Source organism: Psychrobacter sp. Pi2-1, from assembly GCF_904846645.1.
Lineage (GTDB): Bacteria > Pseudomonadota > Gammaproteobacteria > Pseudomonadales > Moraxellaceae > Psychrobacter.
In genome coordinates, this window is the sequence record NZ_CAJHBO010000001.1 from 1 (window position 1) to 19832 (window position 19832).

Here is a 19832-nt window from a genome sequence, read left to right on the forward strand (position 1 = left end):
GGCAGAATGTCTTTAATTCTCGCCCATTGGTCATCTCGTAGGGCATGGCGTCTTGTCATGAGGGTTTTACTCAGATTGCTAAATATAGAGTTACTATAGCTTATTCTAAAATAACTGTGCTAATTGATGACACGCCCTAGTAGTACAGGCTAAACATAAATAAATCTTAAACACAACAGCAAGGCTGATAAGCAAATAACTTATCAGCCTTTTTATTTGTATTTATAAAAATGAATACAACCCATGTTAGGTCTTCCTTTTGTCTTTACACAATGATACATTAGTACAACAGATAGAAACACTAGTGCGTTAAGATAGCCGAGCACCATTACAATAGATAGGTGTTTATACTTCTTCTACTGAAAGGTGATGATTATGAAAGACAATAACTATATAAACAATATGTCGCTATCAAGAGACGCTGATTTAACTGGTGTTAGTAGGTCAGACATTACCTATGACGATAATAATTATGATAAAAATAGCTATAAAGATAGTGCCCAGTCTAATAAAAATCCTAAAAACATCACTGTAGAGCATTATTCAGAAAACATACCTAAAAAAATAAAAGAACAACCCACCTTTATGATAAAAAATAAAATATTACTGCCTGTATTTGCAGCGCTTAGCACAGCTTTATTCAGTACCACTAGTATGGCCAGTACATCGACTGAGTTTACCAGTCAAGACTGGCAAGTCGTTTGTGATAATACGCGTACGTGCCGGCTGGCAGGCTATCAAGCAGAGAATAACAGTGAGTTCCCGGTTTCTGTATTGCTCGTACGCCGCGCAGGTGCGAATGCTGGCGTGGATGGTAAAGTAAAGCTTGGCGGGGCAAAGGACAGTTCGTCTAAAGCCCTAATGCAGCTCGGTAACCGTCATCGCATCTCGTTGTTTATTAATGACAAAGACTATGGTGAGACGAAACCATATTCAGCCGCTGCAGGTAACGCTGAGCTTACTCAAACGCAGGTAATTGCATTGTTAGAGGCGTTGACCAAATCTAGCAAGATTACGTTGGCCTTGCGCAATTCACGTTGGCAGCTCTCTGACAAAGGTGCCAGTGCTGCTATGCTAAAAGCCGATGAGTTCCAAGGTCGCGTTGGTACATCCAGTGCTTTTGTCAAAAATGAAGATGCTGTTAAATCTAGTGGCGGTATATTACCTCCTAAAGCCGCGCCAGTACTGCGGTTTGTCGTGCCAAGTGCCAAAGCGGACGATGGTAATGACAAAAAATTTGTGATGAGGTCCTCTCAGTTGGCATCGTTGGTAAAAGGCACAATGAAAGATGCAGACAGCGTTTGTCCCAATCTTTCAGACAAATCACCTTGGCGTATCAGTCGTCTAAATGGCTCGCAGCTGTTGGCACAGCATGAGTGCTGGACAGGCGCTTATAACGCTGGAGCAGGGGTTTGGGTGATCAATGACAGTAAACCTTATAAGCCAACGTTGGTAACGACCAATGCTACTGGCTACGATAAAGGCAAGCTTACCTCTGTACAAAAAGGACGCGGCATCGGTGATTGCATGAGCAAAACCGATTGGTTATGGACAGGCCGTGCCTTTGAAAAAAGCCATGAAAGCACCACAGGACTGTGCCGTTTAATCGAGGCGGGCGGGGCATGGCAGCTACCTACCTATGTCACAGAAGTTAAAGTAGTACGATAGATAAATCGCTAATAGTTCATTTACTTTGGTTATTAAATTTTGCTGTAGTCATTAAATAAAACACCTAAACTTGTTTATTATCAACACTGTTAGTGCTTATTTACTCAGTAATTGAAGAAATAGGTACATATAATTTTTTATTGTGCTATACTGCGTCGCCACGTTAGCTTAGGCTTTCGTGAATTATGAGATTGATAACATCGCCTGCGATTTTGGGTCTAGGATGACCATAAGTAATTGTTGCCGATGATTTTGTGTACTTAAATAACCTTTAAAAATATCCGTTATTTTTGACTCATATCTTATCTACTGGCCTACAACTAGGGTCTAGATTGGTTGCTGTTTGCCTTTATCTGCTTTGGACAAAGCATTGATAATGAGCGTATATCAAGCAAGGATAAGACACTCGGCACTACCACCAAAATACGTCAGACAGCACGAACGCATTTATTATAAAGACGCTAAGCTCTATTGGCTTGGTTTCTAATTATCGACAATTTTATGTTGCTCGGTAATGCTAATAAGAGCAGCGTGGTGAACGGTTATCAGTGGTATGCATCAAGTTTGCTGAATTTACAGCAACTTATACTTACCAAGGATTCTTATGACTGACATCTTATCTGCAATCGCCGCTGAAAACGGCATCATCGAAAGCACTGACACTCCAAATACTGATAACAATACTCAAGCGGCTACTACTGACGCCACTGAAGAAAACAAAATCACCTTTACTGATCTTGGCATTGCTAAGCCAATTCTTACTGCGCTTGATCGCAGTGGCTATACCAATCCAACACCTATTCAAGAACAAGCCATTCCTTTTGCTCTAGCCGGTCGTGACCTTTTATTGTCAGCGCAAACGGGTAGTGGTAAAACAGCGGCTTTCGTTATCCCTGTACTTGACCGTTTAAGCCGTGCTACTAGCTTTGACAAACTAACCAAAGCACTTATCCTAACGCCAACGCGTGAACTTGCTCAGCAAGTACATGACAGCGTTCGCACTTATTCTAAAGACATGCGCGGTCTATTTTGTGTACCACTAGTTGGCGGCGCACCATACAACGGTCAGATCACTGCTTTGAAAAAGGGCGTTCAAGTAATCGTTGCAACTCCTGGTCGTCTACTTGACCATATCAATGCAGGTCGCGTTGATTTGTCAAACCTAGAAGTATTGGTACTTGACGAAGCTGACCGTATGCTAGACATGGGTTTTGCTGATGATATCAGTGACATCCTTCGTGCAGCGCCAATCGATCGTCAAACGATCATGTGTTCAGCAACTTGGGATGGCCCAGTAGGTAAAATCGCTGCCAGTTTCACTAAGAACCCTGAGCGCGTATCAATCAAAGTAGAATCTGCACACATCGAAGAAAAAGTGTACTACTGTGATGATTTTGATCACAAAAACCGTTTACTTGACAAAATCGTTTGTCAGCAAGATATGGAACAAATCATTATCTTTGCTGCTACCAAACGTAGCACTGAGAAATTGGCTAAGCAGCTACAAGAAGCGGGCCATAAAGCAAGCTTCCTACATGGTGACTTGCCACAGAGCAAGCGTAACCGTATCGTTCAAGACTTGCGTAATGGTAAAGTAAAAATCCTAGTAGCGACTGACGTTGCTGCTCGTGGTCTAGATATCCCAGCTATCTCGCACGTTATCAACTATGACTTGCCGCGTCAGACTGAAGATTACGTCCATCGTATTGGTCGTTGTGGTCGTGCTGGTCGTACTGGTGTTGCTATTAGCCTATGTAGCATGGATGATCGTCCACAGCTTAACGCTATCAACCGTTATTTAGATCGCAAAATGGAAGTATGTATCATCGAAGGTATGGAGCCTAAGAAAACTTACGTACCTAGCGAAAACAAAGGTAATGGTCGTGGCCGTGGTCGTGGTCGTTCTAACGGCGGTGGCGGTCAAGGCCGTGGTCGTTCAGGTGGTGGCTATGCTGGTAAATCTAGCGGTGGTGGTCAAGGTCGTGGTCGTTCAAGCGACAGTGCTCCAACTGGTCAACGTGCTAGCAACGACAGCGGTTATCAAGGTAAGCCACGTGACACGTCAGGCAAACCAAATGAGCGTTCAGGTGGCAAGCCGTATCAAGGCAAGCGCACTGGTGGCCCAAGCCGCGGTGATAGCAATGGCGTTCCACGCGGTGAGCGTGCTGCAACTGGTCGCGGTCGTCCAAGCGGCAGCCAAGGCCGTCCAGCTGGTCGTTCTGACAGCCGTGGCCAAGGTCGTCCAAACGGCGGCAACCGTGGTAACAACTCGTAATACAGCTATATTTGACGATTAAAATCATTGATTCATTAATCGTCTAAAGATAGCACTAAAAAAGCCAGATACTTGTTATCTGGCTTTTTTGCGTTTACCTGTTTTGTATTGCTCAATAATGGGCGTATGACGTTACGTGTCTAGCCATTACCTTGCTGCTCATCCTGTCAAATACTACTCAGCAAATCCTAGCTAATAGTTGATGGCTGCTTGCAGGAGTTTTTTGCCTTGTCTATACTGATTTACTTTTGCCCGTTGTAACTCTTGGAGCGCCTTGATGCCAGCCACCTCAAATTTAGCAATTGATAATTTGCCATTAGCCTTTGGCATCATCATGGCCATTATTGGTCTGGTTTTTTATACCCAAGGCTTGCCGGGTAAGTTTTGGCGTCGGTTTTATGCTGTACTGCCTGGTATTGTACTTTGCTGCTTTATACCAGCCACTTTAAATAGCTTAGGCGTTTTTGCCGATGGCGTTGGTTCGCAGATTTATGGCTTTACTGCGACTTATTTGCTGCCAGCAAGTTTGTTGTTGATGACCCTATCTATGGATGTGCCCAAAATATTGGGCTTAGGCTGGAAAGCGATCGCGATGTTTTTTGCTGCAAGTATTGCCATTGTCATCAGTGGTCCAATCAGTTTGGGAGTCGCCAAGTGGATATCGCCTGCGATGTTTACCGATGATACGTTATGGCGTGGGTTCTCGGCAGTAGCGGGCAGCTGGATAGGCGGCGCGGCCAACCAAGCAGCGATGAAAGAGCTGTTTGGGGTCAGTGATGATTTGTTTGGTATGATGATTTTAGTCGATACGACCAATGCCTCACTGTGGCTGCTAGCTATCTTAGTAATGGCAAAACATAGCGACAAGATAGACCGTTTTTTGCGCGCTGATACCAGTAGTATTGATAAAGTGGTCAAAGCAGTCGAGAGCTATGAGCGTGATCATGCCCGCCCAGCAACTATTAACGATCTAATGGTGATGTTTGGCTTATGCTTTGCCATGGTCGGGGTCGCACACTTTGCCGGTGGCCAGATTGCAGAGTTCTTTGCGCCTTATAGTTGGGCCGTTCAATATAGCTTTGCCAGCTCGTTCTTTTGGATGGTAGTGATTATTACGGTAATAGGCGTTATATTTTCGTTTACTAAGATACGTAGGTTAGATCATGTTGGCGCGTCAAAAATCGGCACGGTATTTATCTTTGTATTAATCGCCGCGATCGGTATGCAAATCAATCTGGCAGGTATCGTCTCACAGTGGCGACTATTACTAATCGGTCTGTTATGGATGAGTATTCACGTCGTGATTATCTTTGCTGTCGCTCGACTCATTCGAGCACCGTTTTTCTTTTTGGCGGTTGGTTCTAATGCCAATACTGGCGGTGCATCGTCAGCACCGATTGTCGCTACGGCATTTCATCCATCGCTAGCACCAGTAGGAGTGTTTTTGGGTATTTTAGGTTACGCAGTAGGGACATTTGGTGGTTATATCAGCACGCAGTTGATGCGCTTGGTTGTATCTTAATACCTAAATTGCCAGCCTCTTAGCAACTTAATAGCATTTCTTGCTAAACAAAACCCGCCTTGATGCGGGTTTTTTATTATTAATGATTGGATGACTTGAGTTATCGTTTTGTCTATCTATGCTATTGATACGTAAGCCTAGCCACAGCCTTGCATAAGTACGTGTTAACCTTTCTGCTAATTAGGAATAAACAACAATTCATAGGAACAATAACGCTATGGCGAACTCAAAAAAACTAGAAGAAAAAACAAGTAAAACAAACACAGTAAAAAATGCCCTTTATAACCTTGATCAAGACAATATTCAGGTCAGAGGCTCGCGCGTACATAACTTAAAGAACGTCAATGTTGATTTGCCTCGCAATGCACTAGTGGTCTTTACCGGCATCTCAGGCTCAGGAAAGTCGTCATTAGCATTTGGTACGTTGTTTGCCGAGTCACAACGCCGTTATCTTGATTCTGTATCGCCTTACGCAAGACGACTCATTGATCAGGTCGATGAGCCAGATGTCGATACCATAGAAGGGTTGCCACCAGCAGTCGCTTTGCAGCAGAAGCGGGGTACGCCATCAGTGCGCTCGTCCGTGGGTAGCGTAACGACGATATCCAATGGCCTGCGTATGCTCTACTCACGCGCAGGAGAGTATCCAGCAGATCAAGGAATACTATATGCCGATGCATTTTCCCCCAACACCCCAGATGGCGCTTGTCCGACTTGCTCAGGTATTGGCCGCGTATTTGAAGTCACTGAAGAGCTGTTGGTGCCAGATAACACTAAGAGTATACGCGAGCGGGCAATTGCGGCATGGCCACCAGCGTGGCAAGGTCAAAACCTCAGTCGTATATTGACCACATTAGGCTATGATATCGATAAACCATGGCACACACTGCCGAAAAAAACACGTGATTGGATTTTGTTTACAGATGATACACCGACGGTACCTGTCTATCCTGAATACAACATCGAACAAACACGCGATGCGATTGAGAAGGGCGAAAAGCCAAACTATATGGGTACTTTTACCAGTGCCAAAAACTTCATTTTGCACTCTTTTGCTACCACTCAGAGCCCGCGTACCAAAAAACGCGTCTCGCAGTTTATGCAGATATCTGAGTGCCCTGAATGTCATGGCAAGAAACTAAAGAAAGAATCGCTATCGGTTAAGTTTGCAGGACTCGATATCGGTGAGCTATCACAGTTAACATTGACTGAAATGGCGGAAAAATTAGAAGCAACCGCTCGTACTAAGGTAGGCGATAACACACCAAACCGCGAAAAAGCCATCGTCGCCCAGCGTATCGCCAGTGATATTCTCTCTCGTGTTGAAGCGCTGACAAGGTTAGGGTTAGGCTATCTCTCGCTTGAGCGTACCACACCGACTCTCTCTCCTGGTGAGCTACAGCGACTACGGCTGGCAACCCAGATTCGCTCGCAGTTGTTTGGCGTGGTATATGTCCTTGATGAGCCATCGGCAGGTCTGCATCCTGCTGATACTCAAGCATTGCTAGGTGCGTTGGATGAGCTGATTGCCACTGGTAATTCGGTGTTTGTCGTTGAGCATGATGTGAGTGTCATCAGACATGCCGACTGGGTAGTCGATGTCGGGCCAAAGGCAGGCACGCATGGTGGCGAGATTGTCTATAGTGGCCCTGTAGATGGACTTCGTAAAGTTACGCAGTCGCATACTGGTCAATATCTATTTGCCAATGCTACGTCTAACGCACAGTCAAAATCTAACACAAGGCAGCCGGCAGCCTGGCTCAAACTTGCCAACATTGAGCGAAATAACATAACAGGATTAGATGTTGAGTTTCCGCTTGGGGTGATGGCCAGCGTCACAGGGGTCTCAGGCTCAGGCAAATCAAGTCTCGTCAGCCAAGCATTGGTAGAGCTTGTCAGTGAAGCGTTGGGGCAGAAGACAGTTACAGAAGCGCCTGTTGGTGAAGCAGATTTACTTGAGCAGGAGCTTGAGTCAGTAACTGGCGGTGAGATCGTCGCTGGCATGGAGCACGTCCGTCGGCTTATTAATATCAATCAAAAAGCAATTGGTCGTACACCGCGATCTAACTTGGCAACCTATACGGGCTTGTTTGACGATGTACGCAAGCTGTTTGCAGCGACCAAGCAAGCAAAAGCGCAAGGCTATGATGCTGGCAGGTTCTCATTTAATACGACTAAAGGCCGCTGCCCAAATTGCGAAGGTTTAGGGTTTGTCAGTGTTGAATTATTATTCTTACCAAGCGTCTATGCACCTTGTCAGGTTTGTCATGGTCAACGTTATGATGAGGAAACACTAGCAATCACTTATCGAGACAAAAAAATCTCTGAAGTATTGAACTTAACGGTTGAAGCGGCTCATGAGTTTTTTGTTGATGAAGCACCTATTTTGCGTGCGTTAGAGGCATTACTACAGGTTGGACTTGGTTACTTACGTCTGGGTCAGCCTGCCACCGAATTATCAGGCGGCGAAGCACAGCGTATTAAACTTGCTACCGAGCTGCAACGCACGCAGCGAGGCGACACGCTATACATCTTAGATGAACCAACCACAGGTCTACACCCTGCTGATGTGTCCATGCTAATGACACAGTTAAATGGTCTTGTCGATGCGGGCAATACTGTCATCATGGTTGAACATGATATGCAGGTGGCAAGCAATAGCGACTGGATCATTGATATTGGGCCAGGGGCAGGGGATGCGGGCGGAATGATTGTCGCTCAAGGTACGCCATACGACGTTGCCCAATCAAAAGACAGTCGCACCGCACCATTCTTATCAGTCTAATGAAAATATAATTCTGCGCTAATATGCTTCACTTGAATGAGTATTAGAAATAGAATTTTTCTAATAATCATTTTTTATAAGGATAAATAAATATCTATGCAGGTGTCTCTTGCTGCACTTGCAAACGCTCAATCCTATCTAGATAACTATGTCCCAATTCTGGCTCTGCCGAGGCTATCCAAGCGGCATATCCTGCCAGCGTATTTAAAGTCTCATCCGCGCGTAATTTGCCACCTGACTCTAGTTTATGAACGGCTGCACGCAACATTTTTTTGATTTGACGAGATACCCTGGGTACGCCTTGTCCATTGACCACCATGCCTGTCACTTGTTGCTGATTGCCTTTACGAATCACGCGCGTTTTATCATTATTCAACGCAAAACCTTCTTCGCGTAATATCTTATGGACTGAGCCGAGCAGTTGCCCGATTAGCTTATTGTGCTGCGTATCGGCTTGTTTCTTTGCGATGCTGGTCGTGGCTTTAATCGTTGTTTTAGCCTTCGATTTGGGTTTGGTGTCTTCAATAGCGGGAACACTAAAGGTCAAGTCATCGGCGTAACGGCTATAACGTAGCCCCAACTTTTCTGCCAACCCTGTCAAGCGGCGATCAAGATTTAGGCAAACGATGTTTGTTAATGCAGGACTGGTAGGCGCGCCTTGTGGCAAGGCTCTATCACCTAATGCCACATAGTAGGTAACGCCATCTTGCTGCACCACTTGTCTGGGCGACTCCGTACAGAGTAATGCCAGTAATGTCGAAATTTGCTCTGGGTAGCCAGCATGACGAAAGACCCCTTTGACACGGCGCCAGCTCACGCTAGGAAAGAAATCTTTGACATCCAACTTAATAAGGAGCTCGCTGTTGCTATGTACTGCTGCGTTAGTCACGATGGATTTGCCACGTACAAAGCCATGGGCGGCACCATGTGTCGTTAAGTTATTCAAAATATTGTGCAAAATCCAGCGTTGCACAAACTTCAAACGTGGTATCGGCGACCATATTTGACGCGCTGTGCCATTGCGTTTGGCAATAGTAAAATGCGAATAAGACAGATTGGTGGCAACCTCTCTTTGATAGCACAATCCTTTTAACTGCGGGATGGTAAGGTTAACTGCTTCTGCTAACTCATTATGTTTACGCAGCAGTGGCAGTTTGTTTTCAATCAGCCGATTGGCCGCGTCTTTGATATCCCATTTATCGGTACTGGTATCGTCCGTCCAATATACTTTCCGGCCAAGATAAACCATGTGATGCGCTTTGTATGCTTGCCAAGCAGCCTTTTTGAGACTTTTTTCTTCAGCTGCTTCCTTTTTTAAGGCTTTTTTATAGCGATCCCGTTCTTTTGGGCTCATATTGTCGACAGGTTGACGCTCGACCATAAAGCCTTGACTGACTAGCTGCTGCTGAACATATTGGTAACGTCCGCCTGCCAGCTCAATATCTTGCCATAGTTGCTGCCACTGACGCTCAAAGGGCGTGGCATTAGGCACAGGGGTTATATAATCATTCTGCTGCTCTGTCTGCGTCGTCATACCTTACACCCCTTGGTTTTCGATAAAGCCTTTGGCTTCAAATCTGGCAATATGTTGTAAAAATGCGGCTTTGGCTTGAGCAGGCTGATTGAACACCAGCTGCTGGCGCGTATCCTTGTCACCTATTGTTTGTTCAATGGTAATCTTCTTATGGGCAATGGTGATGTAAACATAAGCAATAGCGGTCTCTTGTGTGGTTAACGCTTGTGTCTTATCGCTTGCAGTTGCATGTGACTGGGCGGTTGGTTGTGCTAAGGCCGTCAAATCAAGTGTCGTTGCAACAGGTAATGTCATTAACGAGCTATGGGTTGCTTTTACTTGTACGCTTTCTTGTTTGTTCTTAGGCTGATGTAAGCGCTTACTCGGTACACGTTTACTCAAGACACGAGTGTCATGCCAGCTATCATTGCCGGTGTTATTTGGGTCGTATTGGTTATATCGAAGTCGTAGCGCGATAAGATGCGCGCACACACCATGAGTGAGACGATGCTGCAAGTACTGCGGACAGCTGCATTCCGCCTTGGTAACTAGCCCTTCATCGCCTAATTGCAGCTGGCTGTGATAAGTACGTCTGTCTTCTTCGACATGAATATCTGCACGAATGGTAATACCTTTGACGGCAACAGTCTGAACAGAGAACTTCTGCACGGCATCCGTACGGCTAATCAAATCAAAAGCCTGCTTTTCTGCCTCATTGTGGTAAGCAAACTGCGCCATATCAAGCGGCACTTGGGTCAAAGGTCTGTAGTGATACAGCTGCGTCGCCATCTCATAGCGAATTGAGCCTTGCTGAGTACCTGACAGTAACCATTGCTGCACTTGTGAGTGAGAAACAGTCACAGATTTTAATGAAGCATCTGCTGATAGCGACTTTACCAAATCTTCTATCGTACTAGGAGTATTTGCCAGGGTTTTAATCAATACGGACAAGCCATTATGCTCATCGTTACTATAGTTATTGCTGTCATCTAAGGTTGCTTTACTACTGTCTGACAAGCTTTCATTGGTAGCCAATGTATTATGCAGTGGGCGCTTGGGTAGTAACAAGTCAAAGTTCAATGACTGTGACCAGTTGGCTTGGCTGAAGCCTGTCATGGCAAAGGTGAAATGAAAGCCTTTACCTTTTAGTGTCCAATAGCTTGGCATGCCTTGACCCAGTAGCGACACCGAAACGCTGTCAGTATGTGGCAACAGACGTTTTAATAGGCTGAGACGACGGCGACCCCATAAGCGAATCAGCTTTGCTTGTTGACCTTGATAGGGCTTTTGCTGTTGGCTGACTTGGCTAGTAACAGTGATGTTAAAAGGCTCTAATATAATCACCGGCAGCTGCTGAGGTCTAAGCTCAATTAATAATCCACGGCGTTTGCCTTTGATATCAGCATGCATACGCAGCTCAAATAGCACGTTATACAATGCGATTGGATCGAGATGGATGGTGTCTTGTGGTAATTGACCTGCAGACTGTACTTGTAGCAGCGCTCTGATCCAGCTTTTGGGCACGTTGATGCGCTTTTCTATGATCTGTTTTTTTACGGTGGGCGTGCTTACTGTACTATCAGTATCTGCTTCAGCTGTCTCTGGTTTGGCTTCGAGTAACTGTAAGCCGACCGCTTCATGACCGATATCTAATATCGTTTGTTGATGATCGCGTATTTTCTCAATACCATTAAACAACGCCGCACTGTAATCAATGCTTGTTGTGCCAAGGGTAGGTTTAGCACTTTGCTCAAAAATCTCATTGGTCAAGGTCAATTGAGCATAGCAGCCTTCATCACGGCTAAATACCTCAAAGCTAACACCTTGCTCATGCACCTGAATAATCGGGTCCAAAATACAAAAAGCCAGTGGGTCATTATCGAATAGCCACGTGAAATAATCACGCTGCGCAGTAAATAGGTTTTTGTTGCTGCTGGCACGGCGCATCTGCATAAATACCGTATACGCTGAGCGGTCTTTTGGCACATAGCGATAATCACTACTGACCACATCAAATAAGGCTAGCAAACTGTCACGAAAAACCAGGGGAGACTTGACCTTACCGTGGAAGTTAACCTCCGATCGATTCAGCTGAGCAAATAGAGCCACATGCTGAGTATGTTCGGTCGTTTGCGCCTCCGACAGTGAATCTGACGATTCGTTAACTTGACTGATTTGGCTAGGTGCGGCGTAGTCCAACTGCATCATCAGACCATCAGTGTTTGCTACTTCTGACTCTGTTTCTGATGCTTGGTCTAATTGATTGTCTATAGTCATTGACTGTCTCCTTCACCCTGATTGCTTTTTTGACTGCTGTCCTGACTACTTTGTGCTGCGATAGATGACGACGGACGCTTTTGCTGTGCTCGTATCATGGCACGTTGCCAGCGGCGTAGTACTTTATAAGCAAGTCTCTGAATGTCTGAGTTTTCATGTGCCATAAGCGTCGTCAGCCATTGTTCAATATTTGGATCATGTAGCTGCCCAAGCGCTTCGATAGCACGGATGCGAACCGTCATCTCCATGTTGTCATTACTTGCACAATGATAAAGTGCGTCAGCGTCTTTTGCTCTGATCCACTGTAGTAGCTGTTGGTTGATTGGTATCTCGGTAGACGAGCCCTTATGTTTCAGCGCATTCTTTACTACAGTTATTATGGATTTTTGGGTAGATGTACCGCTTTGTTCAATACGAGCAATCACAGTTCCTAGCAAGGATTGGTTGTCGTAAGTGAGCTGCGATTGAGTTGCTGTCGAGACAACGCTCAACGTTGGCACGATGCTTGATAGCATCTTATCTTCAGCGACAGGTCTAGCCAGCAATGCTAACAGCGCTTGCTGCCACCAACCGCTAATAGTCGTAGAGAGCAGTGGAATAGAGGTGATGATCAATGGTTGACGAGCATCATTGAGCCACTCAAGCATTGCCGCGATCTGCTTGGCTGCTACTTTATCGACAGCACCTTTAGCAGTTGTGATAGAAACATGACGCATGATTAACCACACCAGTTGCGAGATGGTGGTGCGTACTTGCTCAACCATGCTAATCCACTGACTATTATTGATGGTCGTCGGACTGCGGTTGATGGTATCGATAAGCGTGTGCCATTGCTCGCTTGCAGTGTCAAAACGCTGCTGCAACATCGCAACCATCTCTTTATCAAGATAGCTGGTCGGATATTGGGTCAGATAGCACAGTCCAATATGCTGTGTCAGTATGTTACTACTGCTAATCAACGCGGTAAGCTGCGATGTTGGCATATCTTGCTTAGCCATAATGGCATTTTGCAGTGCCATCAAAGTATCGGCTGGCAAGTGCGCACCATGCTGCGTGATAAATGTTGCCAGCTCATCGATGCTGCTATTATCAATAATACGCTTTAGGCTCAAACGCTCCGTCTCTTCTACAAAATCATCATTATGGCTTTGAATGGCTGCCCAATCATAAGGATAAATCTGCGACGCCAGACTGCCCCAAGTTTTTTGTGCCGCAGTATAAGCCACCATAAGCACTGCACGGTCTAGGTTTCTCATCTTTAAGATATCTAAAATTAATGCTTTATTGGCATCGTTATCATTCATCTGCAGTAGCCATACCGCATGCCTTTGCGGACGGGAAAATATGGCTTTATCAAGATGAGTGCGTATATAGCTGCGTATTTGTTCCCAAGCAGGCGTTGTGTTGAGCCAGCGCAGTCCATTTAACCAATGGACAATGGCGGGATTGGTGAAATGGACGGCGGGGTCTGACAAGTGCGATTTTAATAGCTCAAAAATATGCGAACTATGCTCAAAGTCACCACCTTGTGCAAGGCGACCTAAGGCTTCGCTAGCCACGTCTTGCAGGTAATGCTCGTCGTCCTCGGCCAGTTTGATTAACTTATCATAGGCTTTGTATAAGGTATGAACCTGTAAGTTTTTATCGGCATTGTCCGCAGGCGAGCTAGCATTAGGCGAGTTATCACTTTGATTTTGGTTTTGATGGTCACTGCTGCCTAGTAGCTCGCCAATGGCTAACACACTGCAGCTGCGGAACTCAGCATCAGGGTTATAATCGATCGTGGCCATCAAGATATTGACTCCATCAGCATGACCACACTTAGCCAGTCCTTCAGCCGCCGCAAATTGCACATCGGCGTCTTTATTACGCAGGGCGTTTTGTAATGAGGCAATGCTGCTATGTCGTCTTTTGGCACGATATGCCAGTGCCTCGACCAATTTAAAGGTATGATTAGCTGGCATCTGCTCGTAGGCTAACGCCAAAGCACTATCAATGCGCGAGGATAAATCACTGTCGTCCGATTGTACCCATGCAAGTGACGGCAATAGCAGCGCGGCAAGTGCATAATCACTATGACTCATAAGGGTCGTAAACAGTGACAGCAAGACTTTCGAGTCTCTAGGATGCTGACGTTGTAACCAACGCGTGTCTTCACGCTCATCTAGGTAGTCATCGATGTTTTGATCGTAACCGCTGATTTTCACCAAAGTGTCAAATAAGTATTTACGCTCTTCTTTATGCTTTTCTGGCGTGTACTCAAACAGATTCTCTAAACGCTGTAGTAATGGTGCGACCAGATGCGTATTACGCAGGTCAGCGATATCACCATAAATAAACTGCTTAGGTTTTTTGATATGGGGATCGTCAAGTAAGGCTAATAATCGTAAGTGCGCTTCATTAGCAACTTGTTCAGCAGTCGCAATATCAAAGCTGCTCTCCAAACCATTCTTTAAATGACCCTCTAAAGTGTTCTTATTGATGAATTGGTACGAGGTGAGTGCATCGACAAGCAAATTCCAGCTACGGTATTTCTCATTACTCGCTTGAGCATCTTCAGCAAAATCAAATAAGCTATCAAATAGCGTGCTGTCTGCAAACAGTACGTCATGAAACTCGACCAGTTGACTCAGTGCTTGATATTTTGCATTCCAATCATCACTCTTCACAGCGTGCAGCAAAAATGTCAGTTTGTCTTGACGCTGCCCTGACGGCGATTGACTGTCTGCAAAGGGCGTGACGATGACTTGTTTCCATTCAGCAACGATCTGAGGCAGTAGCGACTGACAATATGTCTGTAGCCCAAGCAAGCTGGCTGGCAGATGGCCTAGTCGGCCTTTTAGCAGCTGATAGGTCTCTTCTGCTAAGGTGTGATTATTGGTTTTTAACAAATCAATGAGTTGTTGATCAGCGCTACTACTGACAGTCGCTGTATCCGATGGTTTGCTTTGCTGCTGTATGGCATCGTTCTTTGCGGTATCTAACAATAAATCCAAGCCGCGTTTGACCATATCTCGATAGGGCGTGCTCATGGCATAGTCAGCCAGCTTTTTGGTAGGCATGTTTAGCTTGTACAAGCATTCCCATGCCAGCTCACGAGTGTCAAAACTACGGTGGTTAAGTAGTGGTAATAGCACGCGACTGGTACTGTCCCGCCAGTCCTCATCGTTATTAGTGTTAAGCTGCGATGATTGAGTAGCAAGCCACATTAGCCCTCGAATGGCTTGGTCTGTAGTGCTGCTATTAGCATAATAATCATCGCCTGCGCGTATGACGCCAATCCAAGCGCCAAAAGCAAGAGATTGGTATGGATAATGCAACTCGGAACTGTCTTGCTTATCAGTAGAAGAGCTACCTACTGTTTGCGCATCGTCGTTTGAAACATCCTGAATAGAGGCTGATACAGGGTGAACACTTAACAATGCCTGCAAACTGCGTTGCCATTTTTGTAATGTCTCAAACACATCGTCCTCATCGTCATAGTAGTCATGGGCGAGTAATTCAGATAAGTTGCAGATAACATCGATAGTTTGGGCGCGTACCAATGGCTGCTGATGGCGACTGAGGTTGGCGAGCTGTTGTAAGTTTTCGGTACTGACGGTTGTCAGGATACTTGCTCGGATAGAGGCCGTATTATGCGATTGTCCTTTAACACCACCTTTATCTGCCGTGTTTGGCATGGCATCTATCGTCATCGTAATGACTTCAGAGTGAGAAGATAAAATACTGCCTAATTGACGTGACAAGTAATCACTCAAATACTGCCATGCTGACGATAGTGCTGACTGGTTATTAGGGTGTTGTACGTCATTTGGGTAACGAGCGAGTATGTTGGCGTAGACTACTGCCGTGTCATTATCGGCAAAGCTTAGGGCTTCTATCAGTCGGTTGGGTCGACCAGTGCTAGTAGCGGTCTTTTCAGGAGTTGGCCTGTTATCGTGCCAGCCATTCTGTAAGTCATTAAATATCAATAACAGTCTGGCTGATACTGCATAGGACTCTGACTCAAACAAAGGCTGTAATTGCCGTGCATGTGTAATACCTAAACCGTGCTGCGCTTGTAGCCAATGCGTAGGCGTCATCGGTGCAACAAGCGTACTAAGATTGTCTGTTTCGTCTCTTATGTTATGAGTAAGGAAGTACTGCCCGCGAGCATCACCCAAAATAGCCAAACACAAACTGGCTGATTGATTGATAATGTCGCGCTCATCTTTTTGCCATTTCACCAGTAGATCAATGTCCTCGAAAGAAACTATCTGCGTAATCTTTGGTGCAAGAGGTTTAAAATCAGCATCAGAGTGGTGTAGATATTTAGCATACCAACCTAACGCATCATGCTTTGATGGGTATGCCAGTTTAGACAAACCAAACAGTGCTTGGCTTACATGATTGTGCCACTGGGTATAGCTATCACTTTTCTTGCCTTGAGAGGGCATAGGCAGTTCTAGATAGTGTTTAAAGACTTGATACGCTTGTTCATCACTCCGCTGTGCCTGTTCTTCGTCAGCATATAGGCGTGATTGACTGGCCAGTAGTTGCGCGACTGTTAGCTGAATATCAGGATAAGGGCTGTTGAGGGCTGCGGTAATCAATGCTTCGTGATGATTCGGTTGATCATCGGCGCTACTATCATCTAGGCTACTGTGATCCGCTAAAATAGTAGACTGTAAGTCTGTCAGCGCCAAAGCGACCGTCAAAGCTTGTTTACGTAGCTCAATACTGTCATCAGCGAACATGGCCACTAGAGCTGGCATCAGTTGTGTCAGCTGAGTCGTATTCGCTCTGGCTTGCACTGTCGTAAGGGCCAGTTGCTTAGTGTCCGCATAAGGGCTGGCAAGTGCATTTAACATGACGTCAGCAAACCCTAAGTGTTTGCTCTGTTTCAATGCGATGTCAAAGGCTTGCTTACGGATGGCGGCAAACGTATCCGCAAAGAACAGGGTCAGGACAGCTTGATTGGTCTTTTGGTGATTCGTTTCTTCAGTGTTATTGGCTTTATTTGTTTTATGCTTCGAGTTCATCGCTAGCAACAGTCGTTGCCATTCCTCTATAGCCACTTGGTGCACATCTTCAAAGAGGCTTTTCTGCAATAACTCAATGATGTCAACGATAGCCTTGTCAGGTGACTGCTTAAATTGGCGGTTTAATAGAACTTTAACCACTTCTAACCGAATACTGGTAAAAGGGTTGTTCAATGCCTGTAGCAGTATGTCTATCATCTCTGACGACATCTGAACGCTTTTATCACTGCTATCACCACTATTTGAGCTATCTGCTGCAACATGCTTTAAAAACAGCGCTAAAGACTGCTCGTGAATGTCTTGATGCTTAGAAGCAAAACCCGTCGCAGCCCAAGACAATGCATTGTCTGCCAATTTGCCATAGGCTTGCATAGCCACTTGGCGCACGCCAGCGTCCTTATCATCTAGTAATGTCGGTAGGACTGCTTTGGCATCTTCTATATTTAAATGACCAAGCGCGGTAGCGACACCAGCACGGATGATGGCACTGTCATCATGGCTCATTAGGCTAATCAGGGTGCCAAACGCTCGTTTGTCTTGTAGGCAAGCCAGCGCATAAGCTGCTCGGAAACTGATATCTTCGTGACTATTGCTTAAGCTTTGTAATAAGGGCTCTAACGTATCATTGCCTAGATTTATAGATTCATCAGTAGGCTTCTTGGATTTGGCCGTTTTAGCCTTACTTTTAGACTTAGATGCTTGGGTACTATCTGCTTGCGAGATAAAATCTTGCGTAGATAAGGTTAAACGGATCGCCTCATCGGATTCTGATGGTTTAACACTCTTATCATTCGCCGCTGTACTACTAGCGTTATCTAGTAGCGTACCGCGCAGTAAGCGAAAGTCATCAAAATCAGACAGGGTACGCAATGTTTGCGTGTCACCTTGCTGTTTCAACGCCTCTATCAACTCAGGCTGAGACAGTAATGAGACGTAAAACGCCGTTTGCCTAATCTCTGTATTACGATGATTCTGTAGCAGCATCAATTGACGTGAGACTTCAAGATGGTTTAGCATGCCGCGCTGATACAGACGAATCAGTCCTGACTGGACAATGTCTGACTGATTGCAGTCTAATGCCATCAAATCTGCTTGCGGACTATTCTCTGGCAACAGTGTCTCAAGTGAGGCCAATGCTTGCTTGCGAATATTCGCAAAACTGTGTGACAACGCGTCTCTTAAAATAGGTAAGATGCGGCGCTGGCTGGTGGCATCCTTCATCGCGACCTTTAGGTAACCTTGTAACGCAGAAGCCACCACTTCTTCGTAATAACGGTTTTTAAAAGCTTCTTCTAAATAATGCAACGGGCGCTTCGCCGTACTTGCGCGATCGGCCAAGGCATGAAAAGCAGCAAGACGTACTTTTGCACTGTGCTCCGAGCTTAGTTGCTGCTCTAAAACCTGTGCAGTTTTATCAAGATTAGTAGTAGCAACCCACTGTACCAATTGCAATGCTTGGTTGGCCGTGAGCGTATCGCTGTCTGCAAGTAATTTTTTAACCAGCTCTAATGTTTGGTTATCTGCTTGCGCCTGTAGCAGCGCCAAGCCTTCTTTAAACGACACATCGTTATTGTTTGAGGCATCTGTCAGTAATTGGCCGATTCTCTGATAGCCATCTTTGATAATATAAGTGACTGGTAATAGCTTGCTATTTTTTGCCGTACTATTTTGTGAGGTGCTATTCTGTGACGTACTTTGAGTATGGTCAATAGGTATGAAACGTAAGCTCTGATCAGCACTGACGACGATGAGCGCTGGTTGTTCAGCATAAGAAGATAAGACGATCTGTCGAGCCTTGGTTAGATCCTCTTTACAGCTGTTTGGTTGACCTTTATCAAATGCCCACGATTTAACACTCTTGTCATCTGCTGCGGTAAATAACCGTGTGTCTGAGACACAAAGCGCCGTGATCATTTCACTGTGTTGGCTAGACTTGGCTCTATCAACAGGGTGCAGGTCGCCTTGGACATGAGTACGGTACAAGCACTTATCTGCACCTGCTGAGAAGAAGTATTGACCGACCGGCTCAAAACAAAGCGCGTTCACTTTACCTTGATGGAGCTGTTTGCGGCTACTTAGATTAAGCTGAGCACCATCTGATGCCCATTGATAGCTACTAACATCTCCCGCTTTATCTGCCACCACGAGCCACGAGCCATCACTTGACGTTGTTAGCGCGGTTAATGCAGGCTCCTTACTTGATACTGCTATAGAAGACGAATAAGGTTCAATGATGACAGTACTGCTGGCTTGGCTGTCCTGATAAGGCCATACTACGATATGTTTTGGGTATAGAATAGCCAACGCATCTTGTAGTGGTGCCATTGCTACGGCACGGCCTATAGCATTGTTATTATTTTTAGGTGCATCGAACAAGGATGTAGCACTGGTCTTCTTAACTTTCTTTGCTTGCCAATCCGTTTGGTAAAGATGACCATCGTCACCAATCATCACAATAGTGCTGTCATCTATTTTGGTGATGGCTTGCATCGCACAAGGCAGCGCTGTTGTCGATAAGCTAAATTGCTCACCTTGTTGATCAAGGATGTATAAGACCGTAGTAGATGCTTGCTGCTGGCGAGTAATAAAAAGACTGCGCCCATCTTGTTTGGTTGTCTTTTGAGTTGCCGCTTGGGTACTGTTGGCCTTACTGACTAAGCCCATAATTTGACCCCAATAGGGGAGTGTTATTGTTTTCATGGTGTTATCTCAGTTGAGGTGACGTCATATTTTTTTGAGTATCTTTTTTTGAATATAAAAGCTTGCTAGTA

7 protein-coding genes are annotated in these 19832 nt (G+C 45.4%); 4 read left to right on the forward strand and 3 right to left on the reverse strand.

Annotation, left to right across the window (positions count from 1 at the left end; genetic code table 11):
• The first annotated feature begins 375 nt into the window (after positions 1-375).
• The 4 genes from JMX91_RS00005 (at position 376) to uvrA (ending at position 8250) form a co-directional block, all read left to right on the forward strand.
• Positions 376-1668: a DUF1176 domain-containing protein gene (locus tag JMX91_RS00005; RefSeq protein WP_227679159.1), complete on the forward strand. Its 1293-nt coding sequence runs from the start codon at positions 376-378 to the stop codon at positions 1666-1668.
• A gap of 604 nt (positions 1669-2272) precedes the next feature.
• Positions 2273-3943, forward strand: coding sequence for a DEAD/DEAH box helicase (locus JMX91_RS00010; protein ID WP_201547036.1), 1671 nt, complete (start codon positions 2273-2275; stop codon positions 3941-3943).
• A gap of 277 nt (positions 3944-4220) precedes the next feature.
• Positions 4221-5465 carry a DUF819 domain-containing protein gene (locus tag JMX91_RS00015; protein ID WP_160021724.1) on the forward strand — a complete coding sequence of 415 codons (1245 nt, stop codon included), beginning with the start codon at positions 4221-4223 and terminating at the stop codon, positions 5463-5465.
• A gap of 217 nt (positions 5466-5682) precedes the next feature.
• The gene (uvrA, locus tag JMX91_RS00020; protein WP_201547038.1) at positions 5683-8250 is read left to right on the forward strand and encodes an excinuclease ABC subunit UvrA; all 2568 of its coding nucleotides are present in this window, start codon (positions 5683-5685) and stop codon (positions 8248-8250) included.
• Between the two features lie 94 nt (positions 8251-8344).
• Here the strand turns inward: uvrA and JMX91_RS00025 are convergent, their stop codons facing one another.
• The 3 genes from JMX91_RS00025 to JMX91_RS00035 are packed head-to-tail and all read right to left on the reverse strand — an operon-like array spanning position 8345 to position 19761.
• Positions 8345-9784, reverse strand: a complete 1440-nt coding sequence (locus tag JMX91_RS00025; protein WP_160021726.1) for a reverse transcriptase family protein — start codon at positions 9782-9784, stop codon at positions 8345-8347.
• A gap of 3 nt (positions 9785-9787) precedes the next feature.
• Positions 9788-12040 carry a hypothetical protein gene (locus JMX91_RS00030; protein WP_201547040.1) on the reverse strand — a complete coding sequence of 751 codons (2253 nt, stop codon included), beginning with the start codon at positions 12038-12040 and terminating at the stop codon, positions 9788-9790.
• Positions 12037-19761: a HEAT repeat domain-containing protein gene (locus JMX91_RS00035; protein ID WP_201547042.1), complete on the reverse strand. Its 7725-nt coding sequence runs from the start codon at positions 19759-19761 to the stop codon at positions 12037-12039. Before JMX91_RS00035 ends, JMX91_RS00030 begins: the two co-directional genes overlap by 4 nt.
• Positions 19762-19832: the final 71 nt, after the last annotated feature.

Excerpts from the sequence above, each read along its gene's own strand:
- JMX91_RS00010 (WP_201547036.1), top strand. The coding sequence starts at position 2,273 with ATGACTGACATCTTATCTGCAATCGCCGCTGAAAACGGCATCATCGAA.
- uvrA (WP_201547038.1), top strand. The coding sequence starts at position 5,683 with ATGGCGAACTCAAAAAAACTAGAAGAAAAAACAAGTAAAACAAACACA.
- JMX91_RS00015 (WP_160021724.1), top strand. The coding sequence starts at position 4,221 with ATGCCAGCCACCTCAAATTTAGCAATTGATAATTTGCCATTAGCCTTT.
- JMX91_RS00025 (WP_160021726.1), bottom strand. The coding sequence starts at position 9,784 with ATGACGACGCAGACAGAGCAGCAGAATGATTATATAACCCCTGTGCCT.
- JMX91_RS00030 (WP_201547040.1), bottom strand. The coding sequence starts at position 12,040 with ATGACTATAGACAATCAATTAGACCAAGCATCAGAAACAGAGTCAGAA.
- JMX91_RS00005 (WP_227679159.1), top strand. The coding sequence starts at position 376 with ATGAAAGACAATAACTATATAAACAATATGTCGCTATCAAGAGACGCT.
- JMX91_RS00035 (WP_201547042.1), bottom strand. The coding sequence starts at position 19,761 with ATGAAAACAATAACACTCCCCTATTGGGGTCAAATTATGGGCTTAGTC.